The 16,764-nt window shown below is 70.4% G+C and carries 14 protein-coding genes; 11 read left to right on the forward strand and 3 right to left on the reverse strand.

The features are described from left to right. From H149_RS0113385 to H149_RS0113395, 3 genes are all read right to left on the reverse strand, one after another. Entirely contained in the window at positions 1-2,400 is a 2,400-nt protein-coding gene (locus H149_RS0113385) for a TonB-dependent receptor family protein (RefSeq protein ID WP_020650275.1), read from the reverse strand. Positions 2,401-2,463: 63 nt separating this feature from the next. Next, positions 2,464-2,844, reverse strand: coding sequence for a hypothetical protein (locus H149_RS0113390; protein ID WP_020650276.1), 381 nt, complete (start codon positions 2,842-2,844; stop codon positions 2,464-2,466). An 82-nt stretch (positions 2,845-2,926) separates the two neighbouring features. Further along, on the reverse strand, positions 2,927-3,793 hold the full coding sequence (locus H149_RS0113395; RefSeq protein WP_020650277.1) for a LysR family transcriptional regulator: 867 nt from the start codon (positions 3,791-3,793) through the stop codon (positions 2,927-2,929). 159 nt (positions 3,794-3,952) lie between these two features. Between H149_RS0113395 and leuC the strand changes: the two genes are divergently transcribed. The 11 genes from leuC (at position 3,953) to H149_RS0113455 (ending at position 16,755) form a co-directional block, all read left to right on the forward strand. Then, entirely contained in the window at positions 3,953-5,371 is a 1,419-nt protein-coding gene (gene leuC, locus H149_RS0113400; RefSeq protein ID WP_020650278.1) for a 3-isopropylmalate dehydratase large subunit, read from the forward strand. A 191-nt stretch (positions 5,372-5,562) separates the two neighbouring features. Continuing rightward, positions 5,563-6,204: a 3-isopropylmalate dehydratase small subunit gene (gene leuD / locus H149_RS0113410; RefSeq protein WP_020650280.1), complete on the forward strand. Its 642-nt coding sequence runs from the start codon at positions 5,563-5,565 to the stop codon at positions 6,202-6,204. Continuing rightward, a complete protein-coding gene (locus tag H149_RS0113415; RefSeq protein WP_211213604.1) occupies positions 6,186-6,974 on the forward strand; it encodes a class I SAM-dependent methyltransferase in 789 nt (262 codons plus the stop codon). The genes leuD and H149_RS0113415 overlap by 19 nt, the downstream gene beginning before the upstream one ends. Positions 6,975-7,027: 53 nt before the next feature. Then, positions 7,028-8,113: a 3-isopropylmalate dehydrogenase gene (gene leuB / locus H149_RS0113420; RefSeq protein ID WP_020650282.1), complete on the forward strand. Its 1,086-nt coding sequence runs from the start codon at positions 7,028-7,030 to the stop codon at positions 8,111-8,113. 78 nt (positions 8,114-8,191) lie between these two features. After that, positions 8,192-9,307 (forward strand): aspartate-semialdehyde dehydrogenase, encoded by a 1,116-nt coding sequence (asd, locus tag H149_RS0113425; protein ID WP_020650283.1) that lies wholly within the window; start codon positions 8,192-8,194, stop codon positions 9,305-9,307. A 221-nt stretch (positions 9,308-9,528) separates the two neighbouring features. Beyond that, positions 9,529-10,551, forward strand: coding sequence for an Asd/ArgC dimerization domain-containing protein (locus H149_RS0113430; protein WP_020650284.1), 1,023 nt, complete (start codon positions 9,529-9,531; stop codon positions 10,549-10,551). Positions 10,552-10,647: 96 nt separating this feature from the next. Continuing rightward, the gene (locus tag H149_RS22260) at positions 10,648-13,107 is read left to right on the forward strand and encodes a motility hub landmark protein FimV (RefSeq protein WP_020650285.1); all 2,460 of its coding nucleotides are present in this window, start codon (positions 10,648-10,650) and stop codon (positions 13,105-13,107) included. A gap of 30 nt (positions 13,108-13,137) precedes the next feature. Beyond that, entirely contained in the window at positions 13,138-13,923 is a 786-nt protein-coding gene (gene truA / locus H149_RS0113440) for a tRNA pseudouridine(38-40) synthase TruA (RefSeq protein ID WP_020650286.1), read from the forward strand. A gap of 119 nt (positions 13,924-14,042) precedes the next feature. Then, positions 14,043-14,687, forward strand: a complete 645-nt coding sequence (locus H149_RS0113445) for a phosphoribosylanthranilate isomerase (protein WP_039749010.1) — start codon at positions 14,043-14,045, stop codon at positions 14,685-14,687. Next, complete coding sequence (gene trpB / locus H149_RS0113450; RefSeq protein ID WP_020650288.1) at positions 14,684-15,883, forward strand: tryptophan synthase subunit beta; 1,200 nt, start codon at positions 14,684-14,686, stop codon at positions 15,881-15,883. The genes H149_RS0113445 and trpB overlap by 4 nt, the downstream gene beginning before the upstream one ends. 80 nt (positions 15,884-15,963) lie before the next feature. Continuing rightward, complete coding sequence (locus H149_RS0113455) at positions 15,964-16,755, forward strand: hypothetical protein (protein WP_154654804.1); 792 nt, start codon at positions 15,964-15,966, stop codon at positions 16,753-16,755. Positions 16,756-16,764: the final 9 nt, after the last annotated feature.

Here is a 16,764-nt window from a genome sequence, read left to right on the forward strand (position 1 = left end):
TCAGAAACGCACGCGAATGCCGCCGTAGTAGGTGCGCGGCGTGCCGGCGTAGATCGAGCCGCCGGCCAGCGATAGCAGGTCGGCGCCGTTCTGTTCGCCGGTCGCCGCATTGAGGCTGTTCGACAGATTGCCGGCCGAGCCGATGTAGGTCTTGTCGAACAGGTTCTGCACGGCGAGGTACAGGCCGAAGCGCGAGGCACCGCCGCCGGCGCCCGGCCGGTCGTAGTGCAGGTTCAGGTTCGCGAGCTCGTAGCCCGGGGCCTTCAGCAGGTTGGCGTTGTCGAGGTAGAAGTCGTCGCGCCAGTGGTATTCCAGATACGCGCCGAGGCCCTGCAGCGCGCCGAGCTGCTGTTCGTAGCCGAGCCGCGCACTGAGCACCTGCGGCTGGATGCCGGGAATCTTCTTGCCGTCGCGCTTGAACACCTTGCTGTAGCTGCCGGCGCTGAGCCGCTCGTCGTAGTCGCGGTAGATCTGGTCGTCGTAGGTATACGCGGCGCTCAGGTACAGGCCCGGCAGCGCCCGCGGCAGCGGCTGCGCGTGCAGGCCCAGCTCGACGCCGCGGTGCTCGGAACGCGGCGCGTTGAAGGTGTAGCTCTGCAGGCTGACGCCGGCCGACTGCGAGACCAGCTCGTCGCGGAACAATTCATAGAAGCCGGACAGGCTGAGGCGCAGCATCTCGCCGAGCCGCCATTCGGCGCCGAGATCGAGGCCGTAGTTGCGCTGCGAATCGAGCCTGGTGTTGTTGCCGGCGACGCCGGCCGGCGTCACGAACAGATTGCCGAGCTGCGGCGTGCCGTAGCCGGCGGCGAGGCGCGCGTGCAGCGTCCACGCCTCGTCCGGCGCGTACTGCAGCGCCAGTTCCGGCGCGAGGTTATGGAACTCGCGCCGCGCGTCGATGCGCTGCAGCGTCGGCGTGGCGTCGGCGGCGTAGCGGTAGCTGGTGCTGAGCCCTTCGATCTGCGTGTACTCGCCGCCGATGCCGGTCACCAGACTCCAGTGCGCGTCGAAGCGGATCTGCTCGCGCAGGCGCAGGCCGGCGTTGAGATGATGGCCGTTGACCGACTGCGTCAGGCCGCCGCGCGTGGCGTGGCCGTCCGGCGTCACGTTGTAGACGGTGGAGTTGAGTTCCTCGTAGTTGTAGAACAGGCCGCCGGCGGTTTCGGCGTCGGCGCCGAACAGCGGGTGGCGGCGCGTCAGATCGCTGCGCAGATTGAACGACGGATAGGTGCCGTCGTACGACTGCGCGCTGGTCGGCTGCTTGATGTCGCGGTTGTCGAAGACCAGCTGCGTCCGCCACTCGGTGCGTGCGTCGAAGGCGTGTTCCCAGCGGGCGCCGGCGATCGTGCGACGGTCGTGGCGGCCGAGGCCGGCGGCGGCCGCGCTCGTCGCCTGGCGCGCGCCGGTGTAGCCGTTGACGAGCAGATTCACCGACGCGCAGCCGTCCGCCGCGAGCTCGCCGCAGCCGCGCTGGTACGGATTGAGCCGGTACTGTTCCAGCGACAGGCGCAGCGAGAGGTCGGCGTCGAGTTCGTTGTCGATGAACTTGAAGACCAGGCGATCGCGGGCGGTCGCCTGCCAGACGGCGGAGAGGTTGGCCGTCGTCGTCAGATAGTCGGTGTGCGCGGTCGCCGAACGGCCGCGCACATTGCTGACGAAGGCCGCGTAGTCGAGCGCGTCGAGGCGGTCGCCGGCGAGCGCGTAGACGTTGAGCGTGCCGTAGCTGCCGGCGTCGAGACCGGCTTCGCCGCCGCCGATCTCGCGGCCGCGGCGGCTGCGGAAGTCGATCGCGCCGCCGGTCGCGTAATTGCCGAACCAGGCCGACGAGGGGCCGCGCACCACGTCGATCGCGCCGTAGGCATGCGGATCGCTGAGGTCGGTGCGCGCCAGTCCGTCCGGCTGGGTGACGTCGAAGCCGTCCTCGAAGACCTTGATGTTGCGTACGCCATAGGTCTGGCGGTTGTTCGAACCGCGCACCGAGATCGACACATCGCGCGGGCCGTTACCGGGCTGGAAGCTGACGCCCGGGCTCATCGTTAGCACTTCGGCGATGTTCAGCGCCGGCACGTGCGCGAAGTCTTCGCGCGTCAGCGTCGTCGCGCTCTGCGCCGGCGCGGGATCGCTGCTGTGACCGGTGACGACGACGGTTTCGATGCCGTCGCCGCGCGCCGGGACTTCAGCCGCCGCGGCGGGCTCGGCATGGGCGCTAGGCGTCGTGTCCAGCGTGCGCAGTTCGCGCTCGATGGCTTCGCGCTGGCGCAGCAGTTCGGCGCGCCGCGCCTCGGTATCCGATGCTGCCGGCGCAATGGTGGGTGTGGTGGCGGCGTGCTGCGCCAGTGCGGCCGCGGGCAGCGCGGACATGGTGAAACCGAACGCGGCCAGCGCCGCGCGTGCGTACGACATGAAGACTCTCCCTGGGAAGCGGACAAGACGCACCGCCGGCGATGCCGGTGGCGGAGGCGGGCTTCAGGCGAGAGCGGGAGGGCCGGTGGCGTGCGGACGCCGGTAGGGCGTGGCCGGCCGATCGAGGGGCGTCGGCGGCGGCGTCGGCAGCGTGCGGGCCGGCACGTCGAGGGCGGCGGCGAGCGGCGGCGGCAGGGCCGCCATCGCCGCCATCGCGAACGCGCAGGCCTGGCCGAGTTCGATCGTCGCGCCGCCATCGGGCAGGCCGTGGCCGCTGCCGCGCACGGCTTGTGCTTCGCCGCCGCTGCAGAAGATCAGGCCGTAGCGGTCGGGTGCGGCGGCGTCGCGGCCGAGCATGAAGCCCTGCGGCAGCAGGCCGTGGCCCAGCATCGCGGCGAGCGCGAGCCAGAGCATCAGGCAGTTGCGGCGGAGACGGGCGATCAAGGTCGGGCCGGCGGCGATTGGAGGAACGATTGAGGCGCGATGCTATCAACTCCGGCCGCCGGTATCACGCGGCGGCGCGCGCTCAGGCCGCGGCCAGCTCGCGCAGCAGCGCCTGGGCGGCGCCGGACACGGTGCGTCGCTCGTGCCAGACGACGCCGAGTTCGCGGTGCATCTTCAGCTCCGGAATCGGCAGCGGCCGGATCGTGTCGTCGATCATCGACTCCGGCAGCACACTCCAGCCGAGGCCGATGCCGACCAGCATCTTCAGCGTCTCCAGATAATTGGTCGACAGGCGGATGCGCGGCTTCAGGCCGTGGCGTTCGAGCTCGCGGGTGGCGATGCGCCGCGTGTAGGTCTGCTCGTCCGGGAACACCGCGGGCAGCGCCGCGAGCTCGGCGAGCGGTACGCGGCGGCGGCCGAGCAGCGGGTGGCCGGCGGCGATGACGACGACCAGCGGATCCGGCCAGATGACGCGCTGTTCGAGCTGCGGCAGCGGCACGGTCGGCAAGGTGACGATGCCGAGTTCCAGTTTGCCGGCCAGCACCGCCTCGCAGGCGACTTCCGAATCCATGAAGTGAATGTCGAGATCGACGTTCGGATACTGCTGCGTGTAGGCGCGCAGCACCGGCGGCAGACGGTGCAGGCCGATGTGATGGCTGGTGCCGATCGACAGGCGGCCGCCGACTTCCTCGTGCAGCTTCGACAGCGCGCGCTTGCCGTCCTCGATGTCCTGCAGGGTCTTTTTCGCGTACGGCAGCAGGGTGCGGCCGGCGTCGGTCAGGGTGACGCGGCGGCCGACGCGGTCGAACAGCGCGTGGCCGATCTGCGCCTCGAGCGCGGTGATGCGCTTGCTGATCGCCGGCTGCGACAGATGCAGGCTTGCGGCGGCCTGGGTGAACGAGCCGCCGTCGGCGACTTCGACGAAGGCGGCGAGGAACTGGGTTTCCATCGGGGCTCCGGGCGGCGGGACCTTCGCATTCTATTGTGGAATGGACTGCATAAAAACGATTCATTGGAGTTATCGAAGCGGCGGACCTAGAATCGCCGCCGCCTGATGAGGGCTGCGTCCGCCGCGACGCCGCCCGACACGACTTACCGGAGAGCCACGATGACCGCAGCCAGCCCCCGCACCCTGTACGACAAGATCTGGGACGCCCACGTCGTCAAGGATCTCGGCGGCGGCTCGGCGCTGATCTACATCGATCGCCATCTGGTGCACGAAGTGACCAGCCCGCAGGCCTTCGACGGCCTGCGCCTGAACCATCGCCAGCCCTGGCGCCTGGGCGCCAACCTGGCGGTCGCCGACCACAACGTGCCGACCACGCCGGATCGCGTGCAGGGCATCAAGGATCCAATCTCGCGCGCCCAGGTCGACGCGCTCGACGCCAACTGCGCGGAATATGGCATCACCGAATTCCGCATGAACGACCTGCGCCAGGGCATCGTCCACGTGATCGGCCCGGAGCAGGGCGCGACGCTGCCGGGCATGACCGTGGTCTGCGGCGATTCGCACACCTCGACGCACGGCGCGTTCGGCGCGCTGGCCTTCGGCATCGGCACCAGCGAGGTTGAGCATGCGCTGGCGACGCAGACGCTGGTGCTCAAGAAAGCCAAGACCATGCTGATCCGCGTCAGCGGTCACGTCGGCCCCGGCGTCACCGCCAAGGACATCACGCTGGCGATCATCGGCCGCATCGGCACCGCCGGCGGCACCGGACACGTCATCGAATACGCCGGCGAGGTGATCGAGGACCTGTCGATGGAAGGTCGCATGACCCTGTGCAACATGGCGATCGAGGGCGGAGCGCGCGCCGGCCTGGTTGCCGTCGACGACAAGACCATCGCCTACGTGAAGGGCCGGCTGTACGCGCCGAAGCCCGAGCACTGGGACGCGGCGGTCGCCGACTGGAAGACGCTGAAGAGCGACCCGGGCGCGCGCTTCGACCGCGTGGTCGAGATCGACGCCGCATCGATCGAGCCGCAGGTCAGCTGGGGCACCTCGCCGGAAATGGTGCTGCCGGTCGGCGCCTGCGTGCCGGACCCGGCGCGCGAGGCCGATCCGGTCAAGCGCAACGGCATGGAAAAGGCGCTGGCCTACATGGGTCTCGCCGCCGGCACGCCGATCGATGCGATCGCCATCGACAAGGTCTTCATCGGCTCGTGCACGAACTCGCGCATCGAAGACATGCGCGCCGCCGCGGCCGTCGTGAAGGGCCGCAAGAAGGCGGCGAACGTCAAGCTGGCGATGGTCGTGCCCGGCTCGGGTCTGGTGAAGCAGCAGGCCGAGGCCGAAGGGCTCGACCGGATCTTCGTCGAGGCCGGCTTCGAATGGCGCGAGCCGGGCTGCTCGATGTGTCTGGCGATGAACGCCGACCGTCTGGAGCCGGGCGAGCGCTGCGCGTCGACGTCCAACCGCAACTTCGAAGGCCGCCAGGGCGCCGGCGGTCGTACGCATCTGGTTTCTCCGGCGATGGCGGCCGCGGCGGGGATTGCCGGGCATTTCGTCGACGTCAGGACTTTGTCGTGATGGCAAGCGTTGCCCTGCATCGCCGGAGCACCGCCCCGGCCCGATCGCCGGCGATCGGGCGTTCGCCGGGCAAGGACTGCCACGGGCAGTCCTTGAAAGCCCCGGCTCACCCAGCGATGGCGGCCGCCGCCGGCATCGCCGGCCACTTCGTCGACGTGCGCTCGTTCTGAGCGGCGCACCGGAGAATCAGAATGAAAGCTTTCACTGTCGTCAGCAGCAAGATCGCGCCGCTCGATCGTCCGAACGTCGATACCGACGCGATCATCCCGAAGCAGTACCTGAAGTCGATCCGCCGCACCGGCTTCGGCCCGTTCCTGTTCGACGACTGGCGTTATCTCGACGCCGGCGATCTGGAGATCGATCCGGCCACGCGCCGCGTCAATCCGGATTTCGTGCTGAACCAGCCCGCGCACAAGGGCGCGCAGATCCTGATCGCGCGCAACAACTTCGGCTGCGGCTCGTCGCGCGAGCACGCCGTGTGGGCGCTTGACGACTACGGCTTTCGCGCCGTGATCGCGCCGAGCTTTGCCGACATCTTCTTCTCGAACTGCTTCAAGAACGGCGTGCTGCCGGTGGTGCTGAAGGCCGAGGAAGTGCAGGCGATCTTCGACGGCATCGCCAAGAATGCGGATGCGCAGTTCACGATCGATCTGCCGGCGCAGCAGGTGCGGCTGCCGTGCGGCAAGGCCTTCTCGTTCGAGATCGATGCCGGCCGCAAGCACAACCTGGTCAACGGTCTCGACGAGATCGGTCTGACGCTGCAGCAGGCGGACGCGATCCGCGCCTACGAAGCGCGCCGCCGCGGAGAAGCGCCGTGGCTGTTCCAGGCGTGAACGCGATCGCCGCCGGTCAGGCCTGGGACGCTGGCGCCTACGCGCGTAACGGCCGTTTCGTCGCCGATCTGGCCGCCGATCTGGTCGACTGGCTGGCGCCGGCGCCGGGCGAGCGCGTGCTCGATCTGGGCTGCGGCGACGGCGCGCTGACCGAGCAGCTGGTCGAGCGCGGCGCCACGGTAGTCGGCGCCGATGCCAGCCCCGAACTGGTTGCGGCGGCGCGGGCGCGCGGCCTTGACGCGCGCGTGCTCGACGCTCAGGCGCTGCCGTTCGACGCCGAGTTCGACGCCGTGTTCTCGAACGCGGCGCTGCACTGGATGAAGCGCGATCCCGACGCGGTGCTGGCCGGCGTGGCGCGCGCGCTGAAGCCCGGCGGCCGCTTCGTCGCCGAGATGGGCGCGGCCGGCAACGTCGCTGCGATCCGCGGTGCCGTGCATGAGGCGATGGCGCGGCGCGGCCTCGACGCCGCCGCCGCCGATCCCTGGTTCTTCCCGACGCTCGCCGACTATCGCCGCCGCCTGCAGGCGGCCGGTTTCGAGATCGCCGGCATCGAGACCTTCGCGCGGCCGACGCGGCTGCCGGGCGATATCCGCGGCTGGCTGCAGACCTTCGCGCAGGCCTTTCTCGCCGCGGTGCCGGAGGCCGGGCGCGCGGCGCTGGTCGACGAGGTGCGCAGCGCGCTGGCGCCGCGGCTCGCCAGCGCGGCGGGACAGTGGACCGCCGACTACGTCCGGCTGCGTTTCATCGCCATGAAGCGGCGGCCGGCCTGAGGGGCCGCGGCACGCCGTTCCCATCGATTTCACGAACGACAGACGACACGACAATGACGACGAAGAAGATCCTGATTCTGACCGGCGACGGCATCGGCCCCGAGATCATGGGCGAGGCGGTCAAGGTGCTCGAGGTGCTGAAGGCGGGCGGCGAGGCGATCGAGTGGCGCTTCGGCCTGCTCGGCGGCGCCGCCTACGACGCCGAGGGCCATCCGTATCCGCCGAGCACGCAGAAGGCGGCGCGCGAGGCCGACGCGATCCTGCTCGCCGCGGTCGGCGGCCCGAAGTACGACGAGCTGCCGCGCGAGCTGCGCCCGGAGCGCGGCCTGCTCGGCATCCGCAAGGATCTGAACCTGTTCGCCAACTTCCGGCCGGCGCTGGCCTTCGAGGAACTCGCCGACGCGTCGTCGCTGAAGAAGGAGGTGATCGCCGGGCTCGACATCCTGATCCTGCGCGAGCTGACCGGCGACATCTACTTCGGTCAGCCGCGCGGCCGCCGCACCAATGCCGACGGCCAGCTCGAAGGCTACGACACCATGCACTACAGCGTGCCGGAGATCGAGCGCATCGCCCGCGTCGCCTTCGAGGCCGCGCGCAAGCGCCACAAGCGCGTCTGCTCGGTCGACAAGGAGAACGTGCTGGAGACCTCGCGCCTGTGGCGCGAGGTGGTGATCCGCATCGGCCAGGAGTATCCGGACGTCGAGCTGACGCACATGTACGTCGACAACGCGGCGATGCAGCTGCTCAAGCGGCCGAAGCAGTTCGACGTGATCGTCACCGGCAACATCTTCGGCGACATCCTCTCCGACGAAGCCTCGATGCTGGCCGGCTCGATCGGCATGCTGCCCTCGGCCTCGCTCGATGCGAACAACAAGGGCATGTACGAGCCGATCCACGGCAGCGCGCCGGACATCGCCGGCCAGAACAAGGCCAATCCGCTGGCGACGATCCTGTCGGTCGGCATGATGTTCCGCTACAGCTTCGGCCGCGGCGACGTCGCCGATCGCATCGACGCCGCCGTCAAGCAGGTGCTGCGCGACGGCTATCGCACCGGCGACATCGCGCAGCCGGGCGAGAAGGTGATCGGCACGCGCGAGATGGGCGACGCGGTGGTCGCGGCGCTCAAGCGCCTGGCCTGAGACGCGCGCGTCGGCGCGCATGATTTCCAACGCGGAGCGACGGCGCTCCGCACACGAGATGTCCTGAAGGGTAGAGAGATGAAGAAGCTAGGTCTGGTCGGCTGGCGCGGCATGGTCGGCTCGGTGCTGATGCAGCGCATGCAGGAGGAGAACGACTTCGTTCACGTCGAGCCGCATTTCTTCAGCACGTCCGCCGTCGGCGGCGCGGGCCCGAAGATCGGCGGACGCGACACGCCGGCGCTCAAGGACGCGAACAGCGTCGAGGCGCTGCGGGCGATGGACATCATCATCACCTGCCAGGGCGGCGACTATACGAACGCGGTGTTCCCGAAGCTGCGCGCCGCCGGCTGGGACGGCTACTGGATCGACGCCGCCTCGGCACTGCGCATGGCCGACGACGCCGTCATCATTCTCGATCCGGTCAACCGCGCCGTGATCGACGCCGCGCTCGACAAGGGCGTGAAGAACTACATCGGCGGCAACTGCACGGTGTCGCTGATGCTGATGGCGGTCGGCGCGCTGTACGAAGCCGGCCTCGTCGAGTGGATGAGCGCGATGACTTACCAGGCCGCGTCCGGCGCCGGCGCGCAGAACATGCGCGAGCTGCTGGCGCAGATGGGCGTGCTCGAGCGCACGGTCGCCGCCGAACTGGCCGAGCCGGCGTCGGCGATCCTCGACATCGACCGCAAGGTGGCCGCCGCGCAGCGCTCGGCCGATTTCCCGACGCAGCACTTCGGCGTGCCGCTGGCGGGTTCGCTGATCCCGTACATCGACAAGCAGCTCGACAACGGCCAGTCCAAGGAAGAATGGAAGGGTCAGGCGGAGACCAACAAGATCCTCGGCCGCGCGGCCGACCCGATCCCGGTCGACGGCCTGTGCGTGCGCATCGGCGCGATGCGCTGCCACTCGCAGGCGCTGACCATCAAGCTCAAGCGCGACGTGCCGGTCGCCGAGATCGAGCAGATGATCCGCACCCACAACGAATGGGTACGCGTGGTGCCGAACACGCGCGAGGACTCGATGAAGGCGCTGACCCCGGTCGCCGTCACCGGCACGCTGAACGTCGCCGTCGGCCGCCTGCGCAAGCTCAACATGGGCCCGACCTATCTCGGCGCGTTCACCGTCGGCGACCAGCTGCTGTGGGGCGCTGCCGAGCCGCTGCGTCGCATGCTGCGCATCCTGCTCGCGCGCTGAACATCGCGGCGCGGTCGCCCGCGGGCCTGTCGGCGCGATGTTAGCCGCGCCGACAGGCCCTAGAATGGCGCCCCTTCGCGCAGACCCGTCCGGCGTCTCGCCGGCGGGTCTTTTTCGTTGGGCGGCGTCATGCGCGCCGTGCGTCAGCCGGGTCGTCAGCGCACGGCCGGTTCGCGCTACGCTGCAAGGCCGCCGTACGGATCGTTCACAGAGGAGAGTGCATGTCGAAGCGGTATGAGATCGCAGTGATCGGCGCCGACAGCCCGATCGCCGAGGCGCTGCTGGAACTGATGGCCGAGCGTCGCTTCCCGGCCGGCGAGACTTCGGCGCTGGTGCTCGATCCGGCCTCGGAGGCCGACGTCCGCTTCGTCGGGCAGGCGCTGTTGCTCGAAGACGCCCGCCAGTTCGATTTCACGCAGGTGCAGCTCGCGTTCCTCGCCGACGACGATCCGGAGCTGTCGGCGCAGGCCGAGCGTGCCGCCGATGCCGGCGTCGTCGTGATCGACGCCAGCGGCCAGGCCTGGCCTGATTCGGCGATCCCGGTGGTCGTGCCCGAGGTCAACGCGAAGGCGCTGGCCGCCTTCAACGAGCGCGGCATCGTCGCCTCGCCGGATCGCCTCAACGTCGCGCTGGCGCCGGTGCTCGCCGCGCTCGATGCCGCGTTCGGCCTGACCGCGGTGACGCTGACCGGGCTGATCGCCGCCTCCGATGGCGGCCGCGCCGCGCTGGAGGATCTCGCCCGCGAGACCACGGCGCTGCTCAACGCCCGTTTCTACGAGCGCCGCTATTACGCGCGGCAGATCGCCTTCAACGTGCTCGGCCAGGACGGCGACGCCGGCGTCGACGGCTATACCGAGCGCGAGCGTCGCATCGCCGATGAACTGCCGGCGCTGCTCGGCCGGCCGCGGCTGGCGGTGCAGGCGACGCTGGTGCAGGTCCCGGTGTTCTACGGCGACGCCGCCAGCATCGAGCTGCGCTTTGGACAGCCGGTCGATCTCGAACTCGCCGCCGAGCGCCTGTCGGCGCTGCCCGGCTTCTCGCTCGAGGCTTCGCGCCTCGCCGAGGATGGCGCCACTCCGGTCACCGACGCGGCGATGAGTACCGACGTGCGCCTCGGCCGGCTGCGCGCGGTGCGCGGCGAGCCGCATGCGCTGGCGCTGTGGCTGACCGCCGACAACATCCGTCGCTGCAGTGCCTTGAATGCATTGGCGAATGCCGAAATCGTCGTCCGTGACTATTTATAAATCATCATGTATAAAAGGGCTTATATGCTTTATTTAAGCCGCAGCATGAAATTCGGTGCGGCGCTCGCGACGGGTCCAAGGGGGGCTTGGAGGGCTATGAAGCGCATCGTGAAGCCTGCGGCGGCGATCGTCGTCGGACTGTGGCTGTCGTCGGCGGCCGCGCTGGGCCTTGGCGACATTCAGGTGCGTTCGCATCTGAACCAGCATTTCAGCGCCACGATTCCGCTGACCGCGGTCAGCGCCGAAGAGGCGGACGGTCTGCGCGTGACGCTGGCCAGCGTCGACGATTTCGCCCGCGCCGGCCTCGACCGCAACGCCTATCTGTCGACGCTGCGCTTCGCCGTGCGCACCGATGGTCCGGCGCGCATCGAGATCAGCAGCGCGCAGCCGGCGCGTGAACCTTATCTGCAGCTGCTGCTCGAGATCCGCAGCGGTGGCAGCCGCATCCTGCGCCAGTACACCGTGCTGCTCGATCCGCCGGGCCTGGCGAGCGCCGCGCCGGCGCCCGCCGCCGCGGGAGGCGAGGCCAAGCCGACGATCGTCTTCGAAGAGCCGGTGCGTTCGGCGCCGCGCAAGCCGGCGCCGCGCGCCCAGGCGCCGGTGGCGGCCAGCGACGCGCCCGCCGCCGCAGGCGAAACCGGCATGGCCGAAGCGGGCGAGCTGTACGGTCCTGTCAAGCCGGCCGAGACGCTGTGGAGCATCGCCACGCGGATGCGGCCGAGTCCCGACATCAGCATGGATCAGGTGCTGCTGGCGATCTACAACAGCAATCCGCGCGCCTTCGACGGCGGCCTCAACGGCCTGCTGAAGGGCGCGATGCTGCGCGTGCCGAGCGCCGCCGACATGACGGCGACCGGCGCCGCCGACGCCAAGGCCGAGGTCGCGCGCCTGCGCGCGCTGCCGGCCGGCGCTGCCGCGCGTCGCGTCGCGCCGCGGCCGCGGCGTCCGCAGATCGAACCGGCGCAGATCGCGCCGCCGCCGGCGGTGACGCCGGCCGCCGAGGCGCCGGCCGTCCCGGCTCCCGAAGCCGCGGCGCCGGCCGCCGCGCTGCCCGAACCGGCGCCGGCTGCCGTCGCAGCGCCGAGCGCCGCGTCGCCGTCATCGGCCGCTCCGGCTGCCGCCAGCGCTGAACCCGTGGCCGAGCCGGCGGCGGAGCATGCCGCGCCGGCGCCGGATGCGAGCGCCGCTCCGGCCGCCAGCGAACCGAGCGCCGCGCCGGCACCCAAGCCGGCGACCCCGCCGGCCCCGGCTCCGGCCCGCGGCGAGGAAGCTGGCTTGCTGGAAAGCCTGCTGATCCCGCTGGTGCTCGGCCTGCTCGCGCTGGGCGGCATCGGCTATCTCTACACGCGCTGGAAGCAGCGTCGCGATGCCCACGCCGCACCGGCCGCGCTCGCTCCCGACATGCGCGACATGCGCTCGCGGCCGTCGGCCGGCAAGATGGCCGCTGCCGGCGGCGTCGCCGCGGCTGCCGCCGCGCCGGTCGCCGACGTGGCGGCCGACAAGCTCAGCGCGCGCGAGGCGCTGGAACGCCTGCAGGACAGCCTCGACACGGCGCCGGAAGCGGACGTGGCCGCGCCCACCGCGGCGCAAGTGTTCGATGCCGCGCCGGCGACCGCCGACGCCAATCTGCCGCCGGTCGATTTCGATCTCACCGGACAGTTCGCGACACAGACGGTGCAGATCGACCTCGACGCCAACGACCCGGTGTCGGAAGCCGACTTCCATCTGGCCTACGGGCTCTACGACGAAGCCGCGCTGCTGCTGCGCCAGGCCGCCGAGAAGGAACCGCAGCGCCTCGACATCGGCCTCAAGCTGGCCGAGACCTACTTCGCCGCCGGCAAGGCCGAGGATTTCGAGCAGACCGCTGCGGTACTGAAGGACCGCGTGCCGCCGGCCGAGTGGCAGAAGCTGGCGATCATGGGGCGGCAGATCGCGCCGGCGTCGCCGCTGTTCGCCGACGGCGCCAGCGCCGACGTGCCGCTCGAGACCGATCTCGATTTCAGCTTCGATACGCCGCTGGAGACGCCGTCCGCCACCGAGACGCCGGCCGCGACGACGCACGCCGTGAGCGAGGAGTCGCTGGAATTCCGCCTCGAGGATCTCGAACTGGCGTCGCTGGACGCCGGCAAGCTCGATGAGCCGGCGCCGAAGCCGGCCGAGACGGTCGAGTTCGACCTCGGCGAGTTCGATCTCGATCCGACGCCTGCCGCCACGCCGGCCCCGCCGCCGGCCGCGGCCGATGCCGGCAACACCGTCGAATTCGATCTCAGCGCTTTCGACATCGAGGCGCCCGCCGCGCCGGCGCCTGCGGGCGCGGCTGCGCCTGCTGCCGAGGCGAGCGCCGGCATCCGTCTCGACGAGTTCGACTTCGACGTGGTGCCGACCGATGCCGGCGAGATCTCCGGCGACGAGGCCGGCACCAAGCTCGATCTGGCGCGGGCCTACGTCGACATGGGCGACAACGAGATGGCGCGCGGCCTGCTGAACGAGGTGCTGCAGCAGGGCAACGACGCGCAGCAGCAGGAAGCGCGCAACCTGCTCGGCCGCCTCGGCTGATGCGCGCAGCGCGCTGACGGGTCCGGGCGCGTGGCGCGCTACGCGGCCGGTGTCGAGTATCTCGGCGCGGCGTACTCGGGCTGGCAGGCACTGACCGGCTTGCACACGATCCAGGCCGAGCTCGAACGCGCGCTCGGCCGCGTCGCCGACCATCCGCTGACGGTGACCGCGGCCGGCCGCACCGACGCCGGCGTGCACGCGATGCAGCAGGTCGTGCACTTCGACAGCGACGCCGTGCGCAGCGATTACGCCTGGCTGCTCGGCACCAACAGCAATCTGGCCGCCGACGTCAGCCTGCGCTGGGTGCAGGCGGTGCCGATCGGGTTTCACGCGCGTCACAGCGCCGTGGAGCGTTCGTACCGCTACGTGATCCACAACCGGCGCGCGCGCAGCGCACTGCTCGGCGGCCGCACTGCGCACTGGCCGCGGCCGCTCGACGCCGCGGCGATGCACGAGGCCGCGCAGGCCCTGGTCGGCGAGCTCGACTTCAGCTCGTTCCGCGATTCGCAGTGCCAGTCGCCGACGCCGATGCGCAACGTGCGCCGCATCGAGGTGCAGCGGCGCGGCGATTTCGTCGTGCTCGACATCGCCGGCAATGCCTTCCTGCACCACATGGTGCGCAACATCACCGGCACCCTGGTCGAGGTCGGACTCGGCAAGCAGCCGGTCGCCTGGGTCGCGCAGGTGCTCGCCGCACGCGACCGCACGAAAGCCGGCATGACGGCGCCGGCCGAAGGGCTCTATTTCGTAGGGCCGCAATATCCGGCAGAATTCGCGCTCCCGAAACCGCCGCAGCCGTGGTTCCCCGGAGCGTAAGGGTCGCGCGGCGACGCCACCGCCCCTCGCCCGCGTAGCGGGAGAGGGGAGGACCGTTCGCGAAGCGAATGGTGGGGTGAGGGCCGCGCAGCGGCCGTGAAGCAACGAACAAGGTTCCAGTGTCCCGCATTCGCATCAAGTTCTGTGGTCTGCGCCGTCCCCGTGACGTCGAGGCCGCTGTGGCGCTGGGCGTCGATGCGATCGGTCTGATCCTGGTCCCGGCGAGCCCGCGCGCCGTCGACTTCGCGCTCGCCGCGCGTCTGCGCGCGAGCCTGCCGCCGTTCGTCAGCAGCGTGCTGCTGTTCAAGGACCCGGACGCCAGCTACGTGCAGGACGCGATCGACGCCGTGCGCCCCGATCTGCTGCAGTTTCACGGCAACGAGGCGCCGGCGTTCTGCGCGAGCTTCGGCGTGCCGTACCTGAAGGCGATCGCGATGGGCGGCAAGGTTTCGCTGCGCGGCGCGGCGCGGCACTACCGCAGCGCCGCGGCGCTGCTGCTCGACGGCCATGCGCCGGGCGGACTCGGCGGGCGCGGCGAGGCCTTCGACTGGGCTGCGGTACCGAAGATCAACAAGCCGCTGGTGCTCGCCGGCGGCCTCAACGCCGGCAACGTCGGTCGCGGCATCGCCATGCTCGCGCCGTACGCGGTCGACGTCTCCAGCGGCATTGAGCGCAAGCCGGGCGTCAAGGACGAGGCAAAGATGGGCGCCTTCGTCGACGCCGTGCGGCGCGCCGAAAAGAAACTGCAAGCGGTGAAACGATGAGTTACGACTTTCCGGACAAGAAGGGGCACTTCGGCCCGTATGGCGGCCAGTTCGTCGCCGAGACGCTGATGGAGCCGCTGCGCGAGCTCGAGGCGGCCTATCTGCGGCTCAAGGACGACCCGGCCTTTCTCGCCGAATTCGACGCCGATCTGCGCGACTACGTGGGCCGGCCGTCGCCGCTGTATCCGGCCAAGCGCCTGACGCAGCGCTGGGGCGGGGCGGAGATCTGGCTCAAGCGCGAAGATCTGAACCACACCGGCGCGCACAAGATCAACAACACGATCGGTCAGGCGCTGCTTGCCAAGCATCTCGGCAAGAAGCGCATCATCGCCGAGACCGGCGCCGGCCAGCACGGCGTGGCCAGCGCCACGATCGCCGCGCGCCTCGGCCTGCAGTGCGTCGTCTACATGGGCGCCGAGGACGTGCAGCGGCAGTCGCCGAACGTGTTCCGCATGAAGCTGCTCGGCGCCGAAGTGCGGCCGGTGCACAGCGGCACGAAGACGCTCAAGGATGCGCTGAACGAAGCGCTGCGCGACTGGGTGACCAACGTCGACGACACCTTCTACGTGATCGGCACCGTCGCCGGCCCGCATCCGTATCCGATGCTGGTGCGCGACTTCCAGGCGGTGATCGGCCGCGAGGTGATCGTGCAGAGCCAGGAGAAGTTCGGCTGCCCGCCGGACGCGCTGGTCGCCTGCGTCGGCGGCGGCTCGAACGCGATCGGCCTGTTCCATCCGTTCATCGGCTACGAGAACGTGGCGATGTACGGTGTCGAGGCCGGCGGCCGCGGCGTCGACACGCCGGACCACGCCGCGCCGCTGAGCGCCGGCCGGCCGGGCATCCTGCACGGCAACCGCACTTACGTCATGGCCGACGAGAACGGCCAGATCCTGGGCACGCATTCGATCTCCGCCGGCCTCGACTATCCGGGCGTCGGTCCGGAGCACTCGTGGCTCAAGGACAGCGGTCGCGTCAGCTATGTGTCGGCGACCGACGACGAGGCGCTCGCCGCGTTCCACGAGCTGACGCGCGCCGAGGGCATCATCCCGGCGCTCGAGTCCTCGCATGCCATCGCCTATGCCAAGAAGCTGGCGCCGCGGCTCGGCGCCGGCAAGCGCATCGTCGTCAATCTGTCGGGCCGCGGCGACAAGGACATTTTCACGATCGCCAAGCTCGAGGGCATCACGCTGACATGAGGTCGCCGCGCGCCGCGCTCGTCTGCGTGCTGGCGACGCTGGCCGCCTGTGCCGGCCCGGCGTCACGGCCGGCGTCGCCCGTGGCCGCTGCGCCCGCCGCGCCGGTACAGGCGGCGGCACCGGCCGCAGCCGCCGTGCCGGCGCCGGCGCCGCGCTATCCGCTGACGCCGGCGCGCAGCAAGCTCGCCGACGAGCTGAATCGTCTGGCCGCGGTGCTGGCGCGCGATCCGGCGCTCGGCGCGCGCCTGATGGGTGCGCCCGGCACTTCGCAGACCGCCCGCAAGTACGCCTCCGCGTGGTTCGCGCTGCTCGGCGATCCGGCGTTCTCGCGCGACTTCGTGCAGGGCATGAGCGACGAGGAGGTCGCCGGCTTCGGCCAGGGCGATTCGCGCCAGCTGGGCTACTTGATCGGCCGACGCCTGATGCACGACCGTACGCGCACCGCCAGCGACGCGCTCAAGGTGCGCATGCTGTCGGCGTTCCGGCCGCTGTTCGCCAACGCCACGCCGGTCGAGTGCGACGCGATCATGAGCGACGCCAAGGCTCCGCTCTATTTCACGATGCTCGATCGCCTGCCGGCAGCCGCACAGGACGAATTCGTCGCCGTGCTGATGGCCACGGCGCGTGACGACGGCGCCGTCTCGCCGCCGCTCGGCGACGATGACCGGCTGCTGGTGCAGATCGCCGTGCGCCAGTTCGTCGTCGAGCAAAGCCCGGCCGAGCAGGAACGCCTGCGCAAGGCGTTCGCCGAGCCCGGCTCGCCGGACCGCTGCTGGGGCGTCGCGCGCATCATCGACGCGCTCGACGCCGGCGGCCCGGAACTGCGCCGCCTCGGCGCGAAGATGGTGTTCGAAAAAGGCTTCGGGACATGATCCCGGACT

Source organism: Solimonas variicoloris DSM 15731 (assembly GCF_000382285.1).
Taxonomy (GTDB): Bacteria; Pseudomonadota; Gammaproteobacteria; order Nevskiales; family Nevskiaceae; genus Solimonas; species Solimonas variicoloris.

Excerpts from the sequence above, each read along its gene's own strand:
- leuC (WP_020650278.1), top strand. The coding sequence starts at position 3,953 with ATGACCGCAGCCAGCCCCCGCACCCTGTACGACAAGATCTGGGACGCC.
- H149_RS0113430 (WP_020650284.1), top strand. The coding sequence starts at position 9,529 with ATGTCGAAGCGGTATGAGATCGCAGTGATCGGCGCCGACAGCCCGATC.
- H149_RS0113385 (WP_020650275.1), bottom strand. The coding sequence starts at position 2,400 with ATGTCGTACGCACGCGCGGCGCTGGCCGCGTTCGGTTTCACCATGTCC.
- leuD (WP_020650280.1), top strand. The coding sequence starts at position 5,563 with ATGAAAGCTTTCACTGTCGTCAGCAGCAAGATCGCGCCGCTCGATCGT.
- asd (WP_020650283.1), top strand. The coding sequence starts at position 8,192 with ATGAAGAAGCTAGGTCTGGTCGGCTGGCGCGGCATGGTCGGCTCGGTG.
- H149_RS22260 (WP_020650285.1), top strand. The coding sequence starts at position 10,648 with ATGAAGCGCATCGTGAAGCCTGCGGCGGCGATCGTCGTCGGACTGTGG.
- trpB (WP_020650288.1), top strand. The coding sequence starts at position 14,684 with ATGAGTTACGACTTTCCGGACAAGAAGGGGCACTTCGGCCCGTATGGC.
- leuB (WP_020650282.1), top strand. The coding sequence starts at position 7,028 with ATGACGACGAAGAAGATCCTGATTCTGACCGGCGACGGCATCGGCCCC.
- H149_RS0113395 (WP_020650277.1), bottom strand. The coding sequence starts at position 3,793 with ATGGAAACCCAGTTCCTCGCCGCCTTCGTCGAAGTCGCCGACGGCGGC.